General features: G+C 37.4%; 18 protein-coding genes and 1 pseudogene. 9 read left to right on the plus strand and 10 right to left on the minus strand.

Annotation, left to right across the window (positions count from 1 at the left end; genetic code table 11):
• Positions 1 to 7: 7 nt before the first annotated feature.
• Positions 8 to 184: a DUF1272 domain-containing protein gene (locus AC0OM3_RS08920; protein WP_001162791.1), complete on the minus strand. Its 177-nt coding sequence runs from the start codon at positions 182 to 184 to the stop codon at positions 8 to 10.
• A 195-nt stretch (positions 185 to 379) separates the two neighbouring features.
• Here AC0OM3_RS08920 and AC0OM3_RS08925 point away from each other — a divergent pair, with 195 nt between their 5' ends.
• Together AC0OM3_RS08925 and AC0OM3_RS08930 are read left to right on the plus strand one after the other, a co-directional pair.
• The gene (locus AC0OM3_RS08925; RefSeq protein WP_000181433.1) at positions 380 to 1,201 is read left to right on the plus strand and encodes a pentapeptide repeat-containing protein; all 822 of its coding nucleotides are present in this window, start codon (positions 380 to 382) and stop codon (positions 1,199 to 1,201) included.
• Positions 1,202 to 1,220: 19 nt separating this feature from the next.
• Entirely contained in the window at positions 1,221 to 1,757 is a 537-nt protein-coding gene (locus AC0OM3_RS08930; protein WP_474211481.1) for a hypothetical protein, read from the plus strand.
• 18 nt (positions 1,758 to 1,775) lie between these two features.
• Here AC0OM3_RS08930 and AC0OM3_RS08935 read toward each other — a convergent pair whose 3' ends face one another.
• Complete coding sequence (locus AC0OM3_RS08935; RefSeq protein ID WP_000814728.1) at positions 1,776 to 2,660, minus strand: DMT family transporter; 885 nt, start codon at positions 2,658 to 2,660, stop codon at positions 1,776 to 1,778.
• Between the two features lie 321 nt (positions 2,661 to 2,981).
• Between AC0OM3_RS08935 and AC0OM3_RS08940 the strand changes: the two genes are divergently transcribed.
• Complete coding sequence (locus AC0OM3_RS08940; protein ID WP_071732485.1) at positions 2,982 to 3,767, plus strand: glycosyltransferase family 2 protein; 786 nt, start codon at positions 2,982 to 2,984, stop codon at positions 3,765 to 3,767.
• Here AC0OM3_RS08940 and AC0OM3_RS08945 read toward each other — a convergent pair.
• From AC0OM3_RS08945 to AC0OM3_RS08965, 5 genes are all read right to left on the minus strand, one after another.
• Complete coding sequence (locus AC0OM3_RS08945) at positions 3,736 to 4,659, minus strand: NAD-dependent epimerase/dehydratase family protein (protein WP_000758366.1); 924 nt, start codon at positions 4,657 to 4,659, stop codon at positions 3,736 to 3,738. The two genes, AC0OM3_RS08940 and AC0OM3_RS08945, sit on opposite strands and share 32 nt — an antisense overlap.
• A complete protein-coding gene (locus AC0OM3_RS08950) occupies positions 4,656 to 5,879 on the minus strand; it encodes a class I SAM-dependent methyltransferase (protein ID WP_000435767.1) in 1,224 nt (407 codons plus the stop codon). The genes AC0OM3_RS08945 and AC0OM3_RS08950 overlap by 4 nt, the downstream gene beginning before the upstream one ends.
• Positions 5,880 to 5,891: 12 nt before the next feature.
• Complete coding sequence (gene rfbG, locus AC0OM3_RS08955) at positions 5,892 to 6,947, minus strand: CDP-glucose 4,6-dehydratase (RefSeq protein WP_474211485.1); 1,056 nt, start codon at positions 6,945 to 6,947, stop codon at positions 5,892 to 5,894.
• Between the two features lies 1 nt (position 6,948).
• On the minus strand, positions 6,949 to 7,716 hold the full coding sequence (rfbF, locus tag AC0OM3_RS08960; protein ID WP_000648807.1) for a glucose-1-phosphate cytidylyltransferase: 768 nt from the start codon (positions 7,714 to 7,716) through the stop codon (positions 6,949 to 6,951).
• 115 nt (positions 7,717 to 7,831) lie between these two features.
• Positions 7,832 to 8,605: a glycosyltransferase family 2 protein gene (locus AC0OM3_RS08965; RefSeq protein WP_000750968.1), complete on the minus strand. Its 774-nt coding sequence runs from the start codon at positions 8,603 to 8,605 to the stop codon at positions 7,832 to 7,834.
• A 256-nt stretch (positions 8,606 to 8,861) separates the two neighbouring features.
• Here AC0OM3_RS08965 and AC0OM3_RS08970 point away from each other — a divergent pair, with 256 nt between their 5' ends.
• From AC0OM3_RS08970 to AC0OM3_RS08985, 4 genes are all read left to right on the plus strand, one after another.
• Positions 8,862 to 9,269 carry a MerR family transcriptional regulator gene (locus AC0OM3_RS08970; protein WP_000285638.1) on the plus strand — a complete coding sequence of 136 codons (408 nt, stop codon included), beginning with the start codon at positions 8,862 to 8,864 and terminating at the stop codon, positions 9,267 to 9,269.
• Between the two features lie 119 nt (positions 9,270 to 9,388).
• Positions 9,389 to 10,717 carry a hemolysin family protein gene (locus tag AC0OM3_RS08975; protein ID WP_000402275.1) on the plus strand — a complete coding sequence of 443 codons (1,329 nt, stop codon included), beginning with the start codon at positions 9,389 to 9,391 and terminating at the stop codon, positions 10,715 to 10,717.
• Between the two features lie 52 nt (positions 10,718 to 10,769).
• Positions 10,770 to 11,183, plus strand: a complete 414-nt coding sequence (locus tag AC0OM3_RS08980) for an ATP synthase subunit I (RefSeq protein WP_000613879.1) — start codon at positions 10,770 to 10,772, stop codon at positions 11,181 to 11,183.
• A gap of 198 nt (positions 11,184 to 11,381) precedes the next feature.
• Complete coding sequence (locus AC0OM3_RS08985) at positions 11,382 to 11,930, plus strand: DUF2179 domain-containing protein (protein ID WP_000938438.1); 549 nt, start codon at positions 11,382 to 11,384, stop codon at positions 11,928 to 11,930.
• A gap of 121 nt (positions 11,931 to 12,051) precedes the next feature.
• Here the strand turns inward: AC0OM3_RS08985 and AC0OM3_RS08990 are convergent, their stop codons facing one another.
• Together AC0OM3_RS08990 and AC0OM3_RS08995 are read right to left on the minus strand one after the other, a co-directional pair.
• A complete protein-coding gene (locus AC0OM3_RS08990; RefSeq protein WP_000747686.1) occupies positions 12,052 to 12,291 on the minus strand; it encodes a DUF3923 family protein in 240 nt (79 codons plus the stop codon).
• A 76-nt stretch (positions 12,292 to 12,367) separates the two neighbouring features.
• Positions 12,368 to 12,763: a hypothetical protein gene (locus AC0OM3_RS08995; RefSeq protein ID WP_074593361.1), complete on the minus strand. Its 396-nt coding sequence runs from the start codon at positions 12,761 to 12,763 to the stop codon at positions 12,368 to 12,370.
• A gap of 279 nt (positions 12,764 to 13,042) precedes the next feature.
• On the opposite strand from AC0OM3_RS08995, the gene AC0OM3_RS09000 reads away from it, so the two are divergent.
• Positions 13,043 to 13,957: a tetratricopeptide repeat protein gene (locus AC0OM3_RS09000; RefSeq protein ID WP_001024460.1), complete on the plus strand. Its 915-nt coding sequence runs from the start codon at positions 13,043 to 13,045 to the stop codon at positions 13,955 to 13,957.
• A 54-nt stretch (positions 13,958 to 14,011) separates the two neighbouring features.
• On the opposite strand, the pseudogene AC0OM3_RS09005 reads toward AC0OM3_RS09000, so the two are convergent.
• Positions 14,012 to 14,869 (minus strand): annotated as a pseudogene (locus AC0OM3_RS09005) (IS3 family transposase).
• 200 nt (positions 14,870 to 15,069) lie between these two features.
• Here AC0OM3_RS09005 and AC0OM3_RS09010 point away from each other — a divergent pair.
• On the plus strand, positions 15,070 to 17,577 hold the full coding sequence (locus AC0OM3_RS09010) for a collagen-like protein (protein WP_474211490.1): 2,508 nt from the start codon (positions 15,070 to 15,072) through the stop codon (positions 17,575 to 17,577).
• The last annotated feature ends 7 nt before the right edge of the window (positions 17,578 to 17,584 follow it).

Raw genomic sequence — 17,584 nt, forward strand, 5'->3', positions numbered from 1 at the left:
TTGCTTTTTATTGTTTCTTTTTCGGCCTACGTACTAATTCGCCGCCGCAGTTTGGACAAACGTTTTGTCTTTCTTCTGTACATGGTGCGCAAAATGTACATTCATATACACAAATGTATGCTTCAGAATCTTGTTCGAGCGATTGATCACAAATTTGACAGTTTGTTTTCATTTCTAGTGCCATAATAAGTCTCCTTTTAGTTAGAAAATTTATAATTTAATTATAATTCAATGAATAGAAATAGTCCTTTTCAATTGAAAGGAAATCGAATGATAAAGTTATGAATTGAAACGAAAGATGCCGGTTTATTTTAAAATTGATTATTTATTACAGTTGGAATATTATGAAATAGTCAAAAGACAACAGGGGGTATAGATTTTGACTAATCATAATGATCATTTAAAAGCAAACTGCGAAAAATGCTTCGGTCTATGTTGCGTTGCATTACCGTTCGCAGCATCGGTAGATTTTGCAGTGAATAAAGATGGTGGTAAACCATGTTCCAACTTACAATCAGATTTTAAATGTAGTATACATAAAAATCTTAGAGGAAAAGGTTATAAAGGTTGTACAGTATTTGAGTGTTTCGGTGCTGGGCAGAAGATTTCTCAGGGTACGTTTAAAGGGATTGATTGGAGGAAAGATGCAAAGCATGCAAGAAAAATGTACGATGCTTTTCCGGTTATGCATCAACTTCATGAAATGCTTTGGTATTTGAATGAAGCGATTCTTTTAAAGGCAACACAGCCAATTCATAAAGAGCTGGAGACCGCAATTGAGGAGACAGAGCGACTTTCGAATTTAAATCCAGGTGAGTTAATGAAAATAAATGTTCCAATGCATAGGGCAGAGGTGAACATTCTTCTTTTAGAAACGAGCGAATTAGTATGGAAGGAAATGAATACTGCGCGTAAGAAACGAATCATTCACCGCGGAGCAGACCTTATGGGAGCGAATCTGAAAAAGAAAGATTTACAAGGTGCAAATTTAAGAGGAGCTTACTTAATTGCGGCAAACTTAAATGGAGCAGACTTACGAGGGGCAGATCTCATTGGAGCAGATTTACGAGATGCAGATATTCGCGGAGCAGACTTTACAAATTGTATTTTTCTTACGCAAGTTCAAATTAATGCGGCGAAAGGGGATAAGCATACGAAATTGCCGAAATTGTTGTCCCGTCCATCGCATTGGAGTGCGTAAAGAGTGAGGAGTGTTTAGTGTGGATATATTTCAGTATTTAGAAGAGATGCAAGAGGATGTCTTTTCGTTAGCAGTAGAGCAAATAGAAGCGAAGTATTATGATATTTGTTGCATGTTGGCATCTACAGAATATGCAGAACGAATTAAAGCAATTGATTTAGAGTCATATAAGGAAAGTATTCGAGTAGGTTTGGATGCAGCTGTAGAAATGGCTACTAACGAAGAAGCAAAAGTGATTTATTTTGAGTATGACCTTGATAACGAATGGGATAGTCAGTTTTATATTTGTGAGGAGTATTTTCCAATGGAAGAAGAGGATGACGATTGGGCATCTGAATGGACATATAATATTGAGGGGCCGGGGGCTGTAGAATTAGCAGATATGTATAATGAAAATGGCTTTGATACAAGTGAAAAAGCAATCAGTATAACTTTATATTTAATTGCTAAAACGCTGTGTAGTTTTATAAGTGTACGTAGTGAAGTGCAAAGTAATATACCGATTTGTATTGGTTTTCACGACCAAGATCCAATTATGCGAACAGGCAGAGACTAAGAATCTCTGCCTGTTTTGTTATTTCTTTTCAAAAGTAGTAATGAAAACGCTACATATAATGAGCATACCACCAATGAAAAAGTTACTATTTAATGTCTCATTTAATAAGAGCCAACCAAGTAATGATCCAACGATAGGTTGGAAGAAGAAAAATAAGGAACCGATGCTTGCATCCATTAAGTCTAATCCTTTATTCCAAAGGAAAAAGGCACCTGCTGTTGAGACGATTCCTAAGTATAATACGCCTAATATGACGTACGTATTTACTGTTCCGATAGAGGATGTTTGTAGTTCCCCTATCATAAAAGGTGTAATAAAAAAGAGTGAAAAGAATATGGCATACGTTGTAATAACTAAGGATGAAAATTGGATTGAAGCGATTTTTACATAAATAGATAGTAAAGCCCACGTAATAGCGGCTCCAACTAAAATGATTGTTCCGATAAAATAGGAGCCAATTTCAATATCCCACCCGATTACGATAATGACACCGATTGTCGCTATGATAGTAGATAAAAGTCTACGAGCGGTTAGTTTTTCTTTCAAAATGAGCGCTGCAAATATAGCCATAAATGCAGGTGTAGCTGATGTTACTAATGAGCCTGTATGAGCGTCGGATAATTTTGTTCCGATAAATTGACATGTGATTGAAATAAAATATCCGATAAATCCAATCCAAGCGAATAGGAGCCAATCTTTTTTGCGAATGGTTACTTTTTTCTTTTGCTTTTTCTCAGCTAGTTTTAAAATGCCATACAAAACAACAAAAGCGATAATAAAGCGTAGCCAAACGAGTGTTAGTGGTGGGATAAAATCGAGTACGTATTTGCTAACAACATACATACCGCCCCATATACTTGCTGCTAGTGATAAGCATATAGCTCCTAAAATTGTTTGTTTCATTTGAAGTACCTCCGTCTATTTTTAGGGTAATATGAGTTCCCTAAGACGAGGCATAGTGTATGTGTTACAAGCCCGCCTTAGTTTATAGACGGCCTACAGGTTGATCGTTTTCGAATGAAGTGTTGTAGTACATGGGTGCATTCCTCCTTCATATTTTATAATGATATTATAACTTAATTTTCAGTTTATTGGGATGTTTCTTTAGGAAATAGTGGCTGTCTAAGAAAGTGTAGTATATGGTAGAAAAACATATTTTTAAAATAAGAGAAACCAATGACATAGCAGATAAGTATATTAAGAGTAGGATGAAACAGTAGATTAATAGAGAAAGAGGAGGAGATTGTTATAACTACAACTGTTATTTCTCATTTTTATAACGAAGAGTATTTATTGCCGTGGTGGCTTATACATCATACGAAACTGTTTGATCATGGCATTTTAATTAATAAAGGTTCTAAGGATCGTTCGGTTGAGATTTGTAAAAAATTCGCACCGCATTGGGAGGTGCGAGATTCTGTAAATCCAGAGTTTGATGCATATGCGACAGATCATGAAGTGATGAGGATAGAACAAGAAGTACAAGGATGGAAAATGATTTTAAATACGACTGAGTTTCTTTGCGTGCAAGATAAAAATCAGTTTTGGAAATCGCTAAATGAATTGGGGGGGAGGATGTATTGGCTGGACGGGCTTATTATGGTTGATGATCCTAACTACAACTATCCGGACCTTAACTTTGGAATACCTTTAATGAAACAGCGGTTTCATGGTTATTTACCAGAAGATTGGCCGTTATGGAGAAGAGGTAGATTTATTCATAATCATGAGCATGGAAGTTATACGGTTGGAAGACATTTATCTGCGCATGAATCGATGATTTATCCACCTCTTGCCTGTATATTATGGTTTGGGTTTAGTCCGTGGAACGATGCGATGAGAAAGAGAAAGTTACAAATTGGTCCGACTCTTTCTGAAGCTAGTAAGCATGGGGGAATGGGGACGCATCATATTGTTACGCCGGAAAGATTAGAAGGATGGTATAAGGAATTAGCGAGAGGAACGAAGGATTTACGTTTTAATGATGCATATCGTTATGTTTTTGTATAAATGATTTCCACCATAAAATTGTTTCTTCAATTCCTGTATTTAGATCGTATGTTGGTTTCCAGTTTACTTCAGTTTTTAAACGTTCTACATTAACCCCGACAAATAAAGGTTCATCTTTAGAGAAAGGGATTGCACCTAGTTTAATTAAATGTTCTTTTCCTATCTTTTTAGCAATGATAGAAGCTAACTCTTTAATTTGTACAGATTGACCAGAAGCGATATTGATGGTGCCTGTAACGCTGTGTTCTAATATTGTTACGAGAGCGTCAGCGACGTCACTCACATGGAGGAAATCTCTCGATTGTTTTCCATGTGTACATAGTGCTTCCTCGTTTTTTAATAAGGAAGTGATAATGTTAGAAACGAGCCGATTACCTTGTTCGTGAGGTCCATACATATGAAAAATGCGGCCCCAACACATGCTGAGGCCTGTTTGTTGTGCATACGTTTCTAGCCAGGAGTGCAGTGCATTTTTACATAAAGAATACGGGGTTTTATAGGAAAGGAGCGGTGAATCTTCAAATAATACGCCGTTAAACCATTCGTACTCTGCGCCAGTACCTGCAACGACAACACGCTTTCCACCGCATGTTGTAAAGTGTTGAATCAATGAAATACTAGACTTTAGCCAATAGTAATTATTAATAGATACATAGCATGCTGGTGGCACTGCTTCCCAAGCAAGGTGAATGAGATGGCTAGGCTGAACGTCGTAAATGAATTGTTTTACTTCGTCATCGCGAAGCAAGTTTACTTTATGCCAATGGCAAGGGAGGTGAGAGGGGTTATTTTTATTATACATGGCGTGCACTTCGTATCCCTTTTGTATAAGTGAATGTACAACATATTTACCTATCCAGCCACTACCACCTGTTACAACAACTTTCTTCATGGCTCGATCACCTCAATTTCTGGAACCGTCACTAAAAATTTACCGCCCCATTCACGAATGAAAGAGCATTCTTTCATAATTTCGTCTTTCAAATTCCAAGGAAGTATAAGAATGTAATCTGGTTTTGTACGTTTAATTTCTGCTGGAGATTTTATTGGAATACGAGTTCCTGGTAAAAGGAGATTTTGTTTGTGAGGATTTTTATCTACTGTATAAGCTAGAAATTCTTTACCTATCCCGCAATAATTCAAAAGGGTGTTTCCTTTAGCTGGAGCACCGTAACCGATAATTTGTTTGTTTAAAGCTTTCGCTTCAATAAAAAACTTTAAAATATTTATTTTCAATTGTTCGATGCGTTTAGAAAAAAGGAGATAGCAATCTAAAGTATCTAACCCGTGGTCGACTTCTTTTTGAATTAATTTTGTAACATTGGAATGGATAGTTGATTGGGCACTTAGATGGTTTACAAAAATCCGTAAGGAACCACCATGCGTTGAAAGTTCTTCTACATCAACAATTTGTAAATGATGATAACTTAAAACTTTTTGAAGGCTTATAAGTGAGAAGTAGGAAAAGTGCTCATGGTAGATAGTATCGAACTGTTTAAAGGATATGAGGTTTAATAAGTGTGGGAATTCAATTGTTATCGTGCCATCACGTTTTAATAGTGTTTTTAAACCAGCGACAAAATCATGCAAGTTCGGAACGTGTGCTAATACGTTATTTGCGACGATTAAATCAGCTTGTGGCAATTTTTTTGCTAAGTCATTACTGAAAAAATTCACATGAGTAGGAATTCCTTTTTTGATAGCAATTTCTGCTACGTTTTTCGCGGGTTCAATTCCCAATGTCTCGATATTTTCTTTTTTAAAGTATTGTAATAAGTACCCATCGTTACTTGCGATTTCAATCACTTTTGAATGTTTCGTTAAGTTGAAACGCTTAATCGCCATTTCTACATATTGTTTAGCGTGTAGCAGCCAGCTTGAGGAGTAAGAGCTGAAGTATAAGTAGTCATGAAAAATATTGTGCGGAGATTCAAATTCATCTAGCTGTACGAGTAAACAAGAGTGACAAACAAATGTGTGCAGCGGATAAAATGGTTCCATTTTATATGAATTTTCAGGAGCTACAAATGAATTAGCAAGAGGAGAAACGCCCAAATCTAAAAAAGTGTTGGTTAGTAATGAGTGGCAAAAACGGCATTTTTTCTGTTCCATTTTATAGTCCCCTTATAAATTTTTGAATGCATCGATTTGTTGTCGCGTGAAAGATTCTATATTTTCACCGGATGCATATTTTTTGTACCAATCAACAGTCCAAGCAATAGAATCATCTGTTGATAACTTAGGGGTCCAGCCGAGTTTGTTTACTGCTTTTGTACTGTTGAGTGTTAAAATTGGTGATTCATAAGGAGTTTTCGTAGAGGGAGAATGGATGGTGAGTCGTTTATTCCATAATTTCGTTACGGATTGAATGACATCATTTACGGTTCTGCTAGGTTCATTAATCGGTCCGAAATTCCATGCTTCTGCATATTTAGCATCATTCCAAAGTTTCTCAGCTAGAAGGATATAGCCATGTAGAGGATCTAAAACATGTTGCCACGGACGGACGGCATATTTGTTTCGAATACACAAAGTATGATTGTGCAAATATGCCCGAATGATATCAGGGAATAATCGATCTTCTGCCCAATCACCACCGCCGATGACGTTACCAGCTCTGACTGAGGCGAGTTTCTGGGTATTAGTGCGGAAGAATGATTTTTGATAGGATGTTGCCACTATTTCAGCGCAAGCTTTGCTAGCGCTATAAGGGTCGAAACCTCCTAGTCGGTCATTTTCCACGAACGCTCGGTCGCCACTACCGTCATTCTCATAACATTTATCGCTTGTCACATTAATAATGGCACGTACGCTTTCGATGGACTTTGCTGCTTCTAGCACGTGGACAGTACCTAAAACATTCGTTTTGAATGTATCGATAGGATTTTTGTATGAAGTGGTGACGATTGGCTGAGCTGCTAAATGAAATATTATGTCGGGATTATGTTGTTTTAGGGCGTGGAATAAAGAGTCGTAATCAGTAATATCGCCATGAATTGTCATACACTCTTTTGCTACGTTACCTTGTTCAAAAAGATTAGGAATGGATGGGGGATGAGAAGAAAAGCCCACTATTTCTGCCCCTAAAGAACTTAAGAAAAGGGTGAGCCAGGAGCCTTTAAATCCAGTATGTCCCGTAATAAATACTTTTTTCTTATTCCAAAAAGATGATGAAGCCATATTACCAAACCTTCCATGGAGCGTTATTACTTTCCCATAGCTCGACTAATTTATTTTTATCACGCAATGTATCCATTGGATGCCAAAAACCAGAATGTTGATATGCGGCCAATTCGTTTTTGTTTACTAACTGAACTAAAGTGTCTGTTTCAAAAACAGACTTATCTCCACTAATGTAATTGAAAACTTCAGGATTTAAAACGAAAAATCCACCGTTAACCCATCCGCCATCACCTAATGGCTTTTCTTGAAAAGATGTTACAGACTGTTTATCTAATATGAGAGAACCAAATCTACCAGGAGGTTGTACGGCAGTAACAGTAGCCATTTTTCCATGTTTTTTATGGAATGTAATAAGTTCTTTTATATTTACATTACTTAATCCATCACCATAAGTGAGGCAGAAAGGTTCGTCTCCGACATAATTTTGAATCTTTTTCACTCGGCCACCCGTTTCGGTATTTACACCAGTATCGATTAGTGTAACTTTCCACGGTTCTACACGATGAGAATGGCTAGTAATTGTATTATCGTTTAACTGTATTGTGAAATCAGACATGTGTAAGTTGTAATTTAGAAAGAACTCTTTAATTGCATATCCTTTATAGCCTAAGCAAATAATAAACTCAGTAATCCCGTAATGACTATACAAACTCATAATGTGCCATAGAATGGGTTTTGTTCCAATTTCAATCATAGGTTTCGGTTTTAAATGTGTTTCTTCCCCAATTCTTGTACCGTACCCACCAGCAAGAATAACAGCTTTCATTTTTTCCTCCTAAAATAAAAATTTATTATTTATACAGTATTCATGTTTTATGCAAATGAGATTGTTTTTGATTAAGCGAATGAAAATGTTTGAGGCGATGACGATGCAGAAAATATTACGGTTTGAATTTTGGGAATAATTCTTGGTATTCAGGGTTATGACGGAGGTCTTGTGTTAGGTTACTAAGCTCTAAAAAACGTATGTCCAGTACTTCAGGAGATTGACCGTAATGTGTTTGAAGCCCCATTTGAACACCCCTTTTTGAAAGGGTAGGTGTAATTTGTAATTTTCTTGCCTTTGACTGTTCATTCCAAGGGCTAAAATAAAATTTTAAAATAAATGAAGGATAGTCATAAATTATATATCCGTGCCGCGAGTGATGTCTACCAGGTAAATATGCACCATCTAGATGATTGTGAATAAATCTCCAAGCACATCCGAGTTGTGGGTTGTAAGGGAAGACACCGTGGTATCGCTGTTCTACTAAGGGGATAGAATATCTAGGCTTTGAATAATTATAATTGTGATTATCTATCATTAAAATCATTCTAATCGCATACATGTTTTGGCCTAGTGTATGAAGAGATGAAAAAAAATCTTCAGTATTATTACAACAAAAGAATTCAGTAGTATTTAAAACGATTTTCCAACCTGAAACTTCTCTTTCAATTTCCATCACTTCAATATCAGTATTAGTTGGATCAAACTCAAGAAATCTGGAATTTCGTACTTCCCAGTGGGGTGCTAATAGTTTACAAATCTCTACGGAACGATCTGTAGACCCTCTATTAATTAAAATGCCGTGATCGAATATTTTCGTGTGATGCATAAGCCACCATGGGAGTAGGTATTCTTCATTATAAAAATGAGAAATGATTGTCTTTTTCATGTTAATTTCCTCCTATACAAGCAATCATTATTAGTAGAATATGCTTTTAAATAAGAAAGGTTAAAAGGTACAGACAATGTAGTGATTAGGTAATAGTTTAGTAATTTTATTGTATGAGTGATTTGTATTGGATAATAGTAGGGTGGAGCTTGGAATTTGGTATAAATTGTGAATAATAAACCGTCACGTTTGACTGTACAGTTTATGTATTGTATCATGTAAGTAATATAAACAAGGGGGGAAGATCGTTGGGAAGGTGTATCGAATCGGACAGTTGGCTCTCATGGCTCACGTGTCGAAACGAACGATTGATTATTATACGAATCTAGGTATCTTAAAAGCGGAGCGATCTCAATCTAATTATCGCTATTACGACGAAACAGCATTTGAGACATTACAATTTATTGAGAAGTGCAAAGAAATGCATATGCCGCTTTGTGAGATTAAAGAGAAAATCGAGGAGAAGAAGAAGCTGCTCGGTATCAATGAACACGTTTCGAAACAAGTGAATGAAGTGACAGACCATATTCATCGATTAGAAGCAGAGTTAACAGAGTTAAAGCCGCTTTTAGATGGATTGACTGATTCACAACGTGAAAAAATATCGAAATCTTTATCTGGTCAAACGACAGCTTTAATACAGACACTTGTTCTATTATTATAGAAAAAGTGAAATCTGACCTCTTTAATTTTTGTATAGGGCTATGTTTTCTAAGAAACAAATAAGAAAACATTATAGTATACAGGAGGTGGACACCTTAGTTTTTTAACTAAGGGGATTCATTGGAAATATTTAATTTAGTCATGGTTGCGATTTTAATCGCATTTACTGGATTTTTCGTAGCAGCTGAGTTTGCGATTGTAAAAGTACGTTCAAGTCGTATTGATCAGCTTGTTGCAGAAGGAAAACGCGGTGCTTTAGCAGCGAAAAAGGTAACAACAAATTTAGATGAATATTTATCTGCTTGTCAATTAGGTATTACAGTGACAGCTATGGGATTAGGTTGGTTAGGTGAACCGACAATTGAAAAGTTATTACACCCATTATTTGAGAAATGGAACTTAAATCCTTCTATTTCATCAGTATTAACATTTGGTCTTGCTTTTATGTTAATGACGTATTTACACGTTGTAGTAGGGGAATTGGCTCCGAAAACGATGGCAATTCAAAAGGCTGAAAAAGTAACATTATTATTTGCAGCTCCACTAATGATGTTCTATAAAGTAATGTATCCATTTATTTGGGTATTGAATGGTTCAGCTCGTGTGATAACTGGTTTATTCGGTTTAAAACCGGCTTCTGAACATGAAGTAGCTCATACCGAAGAAGAATTACGCCTTATTCTTTCAGATAGCTATGAAAGTGGCGAAATTAATCAAGCCGAATACAAGTATGTAAATAACATTTTTGAATTTGATAATCGTATTGCAAAAGAGATTATGGTACCGCGAACAGAAATCGTTGGTTTCTACCTGGAAGATTCAGTAGAAGAACACATGAAAGTGATCCAAAATGAGAGATACACACGTTATCCAATTTTTGGAGAGGATAAAGATGATATTATCGGTATGGTCAACGTAAAAGATTTCTTTATTCGATATATGACCGAGGATCAAAAAGATTTATCATCTATTCGCTCGTATATGCGTCCGATTATTGAAGTGATGGAAACGACTCCAATTCACGATTTATTACTTCAAATGCAGAAGAAGCGAATTCCGATGGCTGTTTTATATGATGAGTACGGAGGAACAGCCGGAATTGTAACGCTTGAAGATATCTTGGAGGAAATCGTCGGCGAAATTCGTGACGAATATGATGAAGATGAAGCACCACCAATTCAACATGTGAACGAGCAACATATCATTGTTGATGGAAAAGTGCTTATCTCAGAAGTGAAAGATTTATTTGGATTACACATCGAAGAAGATGATGTGGATACAATCGGTGGATGGATTATGATGCAAAATCATGAAATCGAAGAAGGACAACACGTTGAGGCAGAAGGTTATGAATTTAAAGTGTTAGAAAAAGACGCTTACCAAATTAAACGTGTTGAAATTCGTAAGATGGAACAAGAACAAGAAGAAGAGAAAGCAGCAACTGTGTAAGTTGCTGCTTTTCTTCTAAAGTACAAAAAATGAGAACTTAGGAGCGGATATTTTGATTCAAGAAGCCTTACGTGTATATCGATTACAATTGTATGTGATCTTTAGTGGTTTACTACTTATGTGGACGATTACTCCGTTTGGAAAACAAGTGACAGGGTTTGGTATTGGATTAGCAGTAAGCGCCTATTGTCTTTGGTTATTAGCTCGCAGAGTGGAGAAACTCGGAAAAAGTATCGTAATGAAGGAAAAGTCTCCTGGATTAGGAGTTTTAAACCGATTTGCAGCTGCTATTTTAGGAGCTATAATCATGTATGAAATTGAGCATGAAATGGAAATTTGGGCATTCGGTACAGGTATTTTAGGTGGTCACTTTTTAATGATTGCAAATTTAGCGTATGCAAATATGCAGTTAGTGAAAGAAGAAGAGAAGCAAAGGGAACATGCTTCGAAAAACATAGAGCTATGATGAAAGGGACCTAATTTGGTTCCTTTTTTAGTTTAGCGATATGATACAAGTAATCAAATTAACGACAAATATGATACGCTTCTTTTTTGCGTTTTTCAATAGTATGAAAAATAATAAAAAAATTTTAAAAAACCCATCGATTTCTAAAGGTTATGTATGTTATTATGACAAAAGACTTTTTGAAAGAGGTGGATACCAATGTTACAAGCGCTACTTATTTTTGTGCTACAAATTATTTACGTTCCAATTTTAACAATTCGTACGATTTTGCTTGTAAAGAATCAAACAAGATCCGCTGCTGGTGTTGGATTGTTAGAAGGAGCTATTTACATTGTCAGTTTAGGTATTGTGTTTCAAGATTTATCAAATTGGATGAACATCGTTGCCTATGTCATTGGCTTTAGTGCGGGACTGTTATTAGGCGGTTATATAGAGAATAAATTAGCAATTGGTTATATTACGTATCAAGTTAGTTTACTAGACCGTTGTAATGAATTAGTAGATGAGTTACGTCACTCTGGATTTGGCGTTACAGTATTTGAAGGCGAAGGTATTAATTCTATACGTTATCGCTTAGATATCGTCGCAAAGCGTTCTAGAGAGAAAGAGCTTTTAGAAATTATTAATGAAATTGCACCGAAAGCGTTTATGTCTTCGTATGAAATTCGTTCGTTTAAAGGTGGATATTTAACGAAAGCGATGAAGAAAAGAGCGTTAATGAAGAAGAAAGATGAACATGCATCGTAAAAAAGAGGAGTAGTGCTGCAGTAAAAGCGCAGTATAAGTCCAAATGTAAAAGGGAGGAATCTATTTTGATGTAGATTCCTCTCTTTTTTATGAAAAATATTCATCTGTTAATTCAAAAAAACTAAATCGTATAATTATTTTTTTTACTCATTCTCAAATTAATGATTAGCCATATAATTTGAAAAAATACCGGTATGATAAACGTAATTAATAAAACGATAAGTGATATTGATTTAATTTCAGGTGTTTGAATAACACCAGCACCATCAAAATCTCGTAGCCAAATGATAGTGGCCCATATTCCAAAAACGATAATCCAAAATATGTTACCAATCCACCAAGAAATCCATCGTTTTTTCATGTTAGCACCCCTTACATGTATCTACTGTTAAAAGTATATTTTCATTCGTTACATTTATAATGAAACAACTTTAAAATCAGTTTTTAACTGTATATCTAACTTGTTTGAAGGTTACTATTTCTCCACCATCATCATCATCTTTCGTTTGCAAAAGTTGAACTTTTGGTTTGTAGTCTGTCCTATGAGCATGTTCGATATCTTTAATGTTAAGCTTGTAGGATTCACCATTCTTTAGCTTTTGTTCCAACACTTTTTTATTAGCAACATAAATAAAGGTCACTTTATTTTCATCAATGCCCTCGGTCTTAATTTCTAATTCATTATCTTTTGTTGTAATGGTTGGTGTTAATAATTCCATACTGCCGTTTCCAGTTTCTAAAGAATTTCCTGGAATAGCTGAACATCCGGATAATATGATTCCGGTGAATAGAAGAACAGCTAATTTCTGTTTCATAACATCCCTCAATTCCATGTGAATTTTGATTTTGGTATTGCTAGATTACTAGTGTGGAGCGTAAATGTTTAGTTAGTACCCTTTTAATTGTACCATAATATGTAAATTAAAACAGGGTGTATATCCAATTTAAGGGAGATTGAAAAATTTACTGATTGTTGTAAATTCGTGTGTTTTAGCTTCTATTTCAATCGAAATGTAGACGAGAGAAAGAAATTTTTTTATAGAAATTATAATTTTTACATTTTACTATAATGATAGGGAATAGATGAATTCATTTACTTCGGAGGTATTTATTTGAACATTAATGAGAAGGCAATTGAAATGTTTGAACAAAATAAATATGAGGAAGCAATGGAACTGTTTCAACAAGCAGTACATGAATCTAGAGACGTACAATCTCTCAATAATCTGGCTTGGATGTACTTTTATGAGGAAGAGAATGATGATAAAGCTCTTGAATTAATAAGAGAAGTTGTTAAGTTGAATCCTTCTTCATACTTTCCTTATAACATCTTAGGGGACATTTACATGAAACAAGAAAAATGGACAGAAGCGAAAGAAGCATTACAAAAGTCTATTTCGATTCAACCATCAGATGAAGCATATCATAATGTAGCTGTAGCACATTATAACCTTGGAGAGCTGGAAAAAGCTTCAGAATTTTTCTTGCGAGTTGCAGGGGATTCGGACTATATCATGTATAGCTATGTAAAATGTTTAATTGATTTAGAACGAATGACAGAAGCAAAAGAGAAGTTAGATACTTTTAACAGGGAATCTGATAATTTTTTAGGGGAAATTAAGGTAGCAGATTTATATGTTGAGTTGAATTGCTATAAAGAAGCAATTGAATGGTTCGAAAAGGGATATAAAGAATGCTGGAAAAGTCCTAATTGGATTGGTAGATTTGTGTATGCTCTATATAAAACGAATAATTTCTCCCGTATAAATGAAGTTATACGGGAATCTATCGAAGCGAAAACAGCAGAAATAGAAGATGTTCAGAATGAAGAAGTAGAAGAAAACTGGACAGAAAATGATAAGAAAGAGTTAATTGAGGAATATACAGAAGAGAATAATTGTTATAAAACATTGGTAGAACGTATCAAATCTGGATACGTTCCAGGATTAGAGTTTGAAACTGATTATATAGGGGCTTGCTATTTATTTGGTTGTAAAAGACATAATCACCTTGAATATGAAAAATAAAAAGATTCGACTGTTGGTCATCTCCCTGTCAAGTAGACAGTAATAAAAAGAGTATTATGCCACGGCCTTTTCCCAATATTCTATCGGGGAAAGGCCGTGAAGTTTTTCTTGGAACCTTTCTGTATTATAGAATTGAATATATTCTTGAATTGCTCGATAGACCATTTCATATGTTTTTGGGCGCACTAAATACAACTTCTCTGTTTTTAAATGTGAGAAGAATGATTCGATACACGCATTATCAAAACAGTTTCTTCAAATGATTTTTAAATATCACAGATGTTTTTCTTCCATAAAACGGACATTTTTTTCGAATGATAGATTGAATATCCAGCTCTCTCATGAGACGACGAACAAGTTTATGATTCATTACCACTCCTTCTCGAGCTAAAGCACGAGTCATGCGTTTATACCCATAATAAGGGTGCTGACGATGAATAGATAAAATATGTTCTTTATGCCACCTATCCCTTTTCTGACGTAAACGCTGTACGTTATGATATTTCCGCCATTTATAGTAGCCAGCCTTAGAAACTTCCGCGATTTGAAACAGCCATCGAAGTGGCTAGGCTTGGCGTAATGAATCGATAAGAGAAAATCGTTCTTTCTTTAGGACCATTCCTTCCCGTTTAGATTTGGATTGCGCTTTTTTAAATACTCAACCTGTGCCTCCAAATAAGCATTTTCTTCTTCTAGACTATTAAAATTCTTTCGATTCCAGACGCCACGTTGATCATCAAAGGACTCCCCCTGTTGCGCACGTTTTACCCACTCAATAATCTGAGCATCTCTCTTCACACCGAGTTGTTCTCGAATTTCTCGCAATGATTTTCTCTCTTCTAATCGAAGACGAACTGCTTCTCGCTTTAGTTCTTCTGTATATTTTTGAAATGATTGTCCCTTTCTTGCCATAAAAAAATCTCCTCCAGATAAAACAGTATTGAGTCCATCATATCAGATGGACTCTTTTTTTACTGTCTACCTATAGGGGATAATACCAAGATGAAATGATAGGCTTCTTTATTTTAAAAAAATGAGGTCAAAGGTGTACTTTTCTTATAAAAATGCATTTCATATAAAAGGTGTAATGATTTTAGGGAAGGGGGATTGTTGTGCGTCATCATAGAAATTGCAAAAAATTCGGAGTGGCACTGCCTCTTCCGCTTATAGGAGCAACTGGTCCGACAGGTAATAGTGGTCCAATCGGTCCAACTGGAGGGCATGAAGGTCCTGTTGGTCCTACAGGGGTGACTGGACCGACGGGAGCAACTGGGCCCCAAGGTCCTCAAGGTATCAGGGGAATACAAGGTCCCCGAGGGACAACAGGAGCACAAGGAATACAAGGAGCTATTGGTGGTACAGGAGAGCAAGGTATAACTGGCCCGACTGGTCTCCAAGGTGCTCAAGGATTAATCGGTAACCAAGGTCTAATTGGTGATATTGGAGTACAAGGGTTAGAAGGAATACAAGGAGCTACGGGTCCTGCTGGTAGTCAAGGTATACAAGGCATACAGGGAATACAAGGGGAAATAGGTGAGCGAGGACAAACAGGAGGACAAGGAATGCAAGGAGAGAGAGGCATAACTGGACTCTCGGGTGTAACTGGTTCACAAGGTCCTCAAGGTGTTCAAGGAATACAAGGAGAGCAAGGGGCTACTGGTATACAAGGAGAAGACGGCTTCCAAGGGATACAAGGAATTACTGGGGAGGAAGGCCCGCAAGGAGCACAAGGAATACAAGGTGAAGTGGGTCCAACTGGTTCTACTGGAATGCAAGGTGCCCAAGGTATAAGTGGAATAAAGGGGATAACAGGTGCAATAGGTTTACAAGGACCACAAGGTGTGCAAGGAATACAAGGTATAACGGGAGCAACAGGTTTTCAAGGGATAAAAGGAATAAGAGGTATAACGGGAGCGACGGGTAGCATTGGTATTCAAGGCTCAGAAGGACCGCCGGGCGGTCCGACGGGAACAACAGGTCCAATTGGTCCATCTAGTGGGGTGACTGGACCAGCTGGCCCACCCGGTCCACCAGGAGGTCCAACCGGTCCGACGGGTGCGACTGGTTCAACAGGCGTAAGCGGAGGGATAGGACCAATTGGAGCGCAAGGAGTGCAAGGTATAACAGGTCCAACCGGTCCTCAAGGTGTAAGGGGAGCACAAGGTTCACAAGGTGTAGTTGGAGCAGTTGGAGTACAAGGGGCACAAGGTCCTCAAGGTAACCAAGGAATAACAGGTCCAACGGGTGCAGAAGGTTCTCAAGGAATACAAGGTACGCGTGGAGTAACTGGTCCAACAGGTGCAGAAGGCTCTAAAGGTATTCAAGGTATTCAAGGTGTAATAGGCCCAACAGGAGCACAAGGAATGGTGGGAATACAAGGGATAGCCGGTCCAGCTGGTGTTACAGGAGCGGAAGGAGCTCAAGGTGCACAAGGAATCCGAGGAGCAACCGGTCCTGCTAGAGCACAAGGTATACAAGGAGTGCAAGGAATACAAGGAGAAACAGGAGCAGCTGGAATACAAGGTCCTCAAGGTGTTCAAGGGATACAAGGGACTACCGGATTGACAGGCACACAAGGTGCACAAGGTCCTCAAGGAGTGCAAGGAATAATAGGACCGACTGGAGCTATTGGCTTGCAAGGTCCTCAAGGATTACAAGGAATAATGGGTCCAACAGGAGCGCAAGGAGTGCAAGGAATACAAGGAGAGCAAGGAATTATCGGTCCAACAGGTGCGCAAGGAATTAGAGGTCCCCAAGGAAATACAGGGGAAGTCGGTATAACAGGCCCTCAAGGAGTCCAAGGGGCGCAAGGTAGTCAAGGCCCACAAGGCCCACAAGGGAATGTTGGAATTACTGGTGCAATGGGTGAAACTGGAGCTACTGGAGCAACCGGGGCAACTGGACCACAAGGTTTGCAAGGTTTTCAAGGGATTACGGGAATACAAGGAATAACGGGAACGACCGGCAATACAGGTGCAACGGGTCCGCAAGGAATACAAGGTATACAAGGGGTTCAAGGATTGCAAGGCCCAAGTGGAGTAAGTGGGGTGATAGGTGCTAGTGGTAGTATAGGCCCAGTTGGAGCACAAGGTAGTCAGGGCCCGAGTGGCGTGGTGGGACCGACAGGAGCAACTGGTAGTGCAGGTTCAATAGGTTTCTTGGGAATAGCGGGAGCGACAGGAGCGACTGGCTTACCTAGCGGGAGCGGTTATTTCTTTTCTACTTCAACGAGTACAATTGCAGCGAATGCGTTAATACCAATTAATTCTGGATCTACAATTTTTGGATCAGGAGTTAGTTTAACAAATGCGACAACTATAACGTTAAGTACGCCAGGGATATATTTGATAAGTTATTATTTTCAAGGTGATGCAATTTTTGGGAATGAAACAATTTCAGTAAGTCTTGTGTTAAACGGAACGCAAGTCGCAGGGAGTTTTATTTTTTATGTTACAAAAGGTAATTTTATATTAGAACCAGCGATTTCCAATACGATGGTAATCGAAGTTACTTCTCTAAATTCCACTTTGTCATTACAAAATGGTCCATTAGCTATTGGGCATGTAACGACATTAGCGGGAGTAATAACAGCTAGTTTAAATATATTGAAAATAGTTTGATGCGTTA

It is taken from the genome of Bacillus sp. FAU20 (assembly GCF_056033865.1).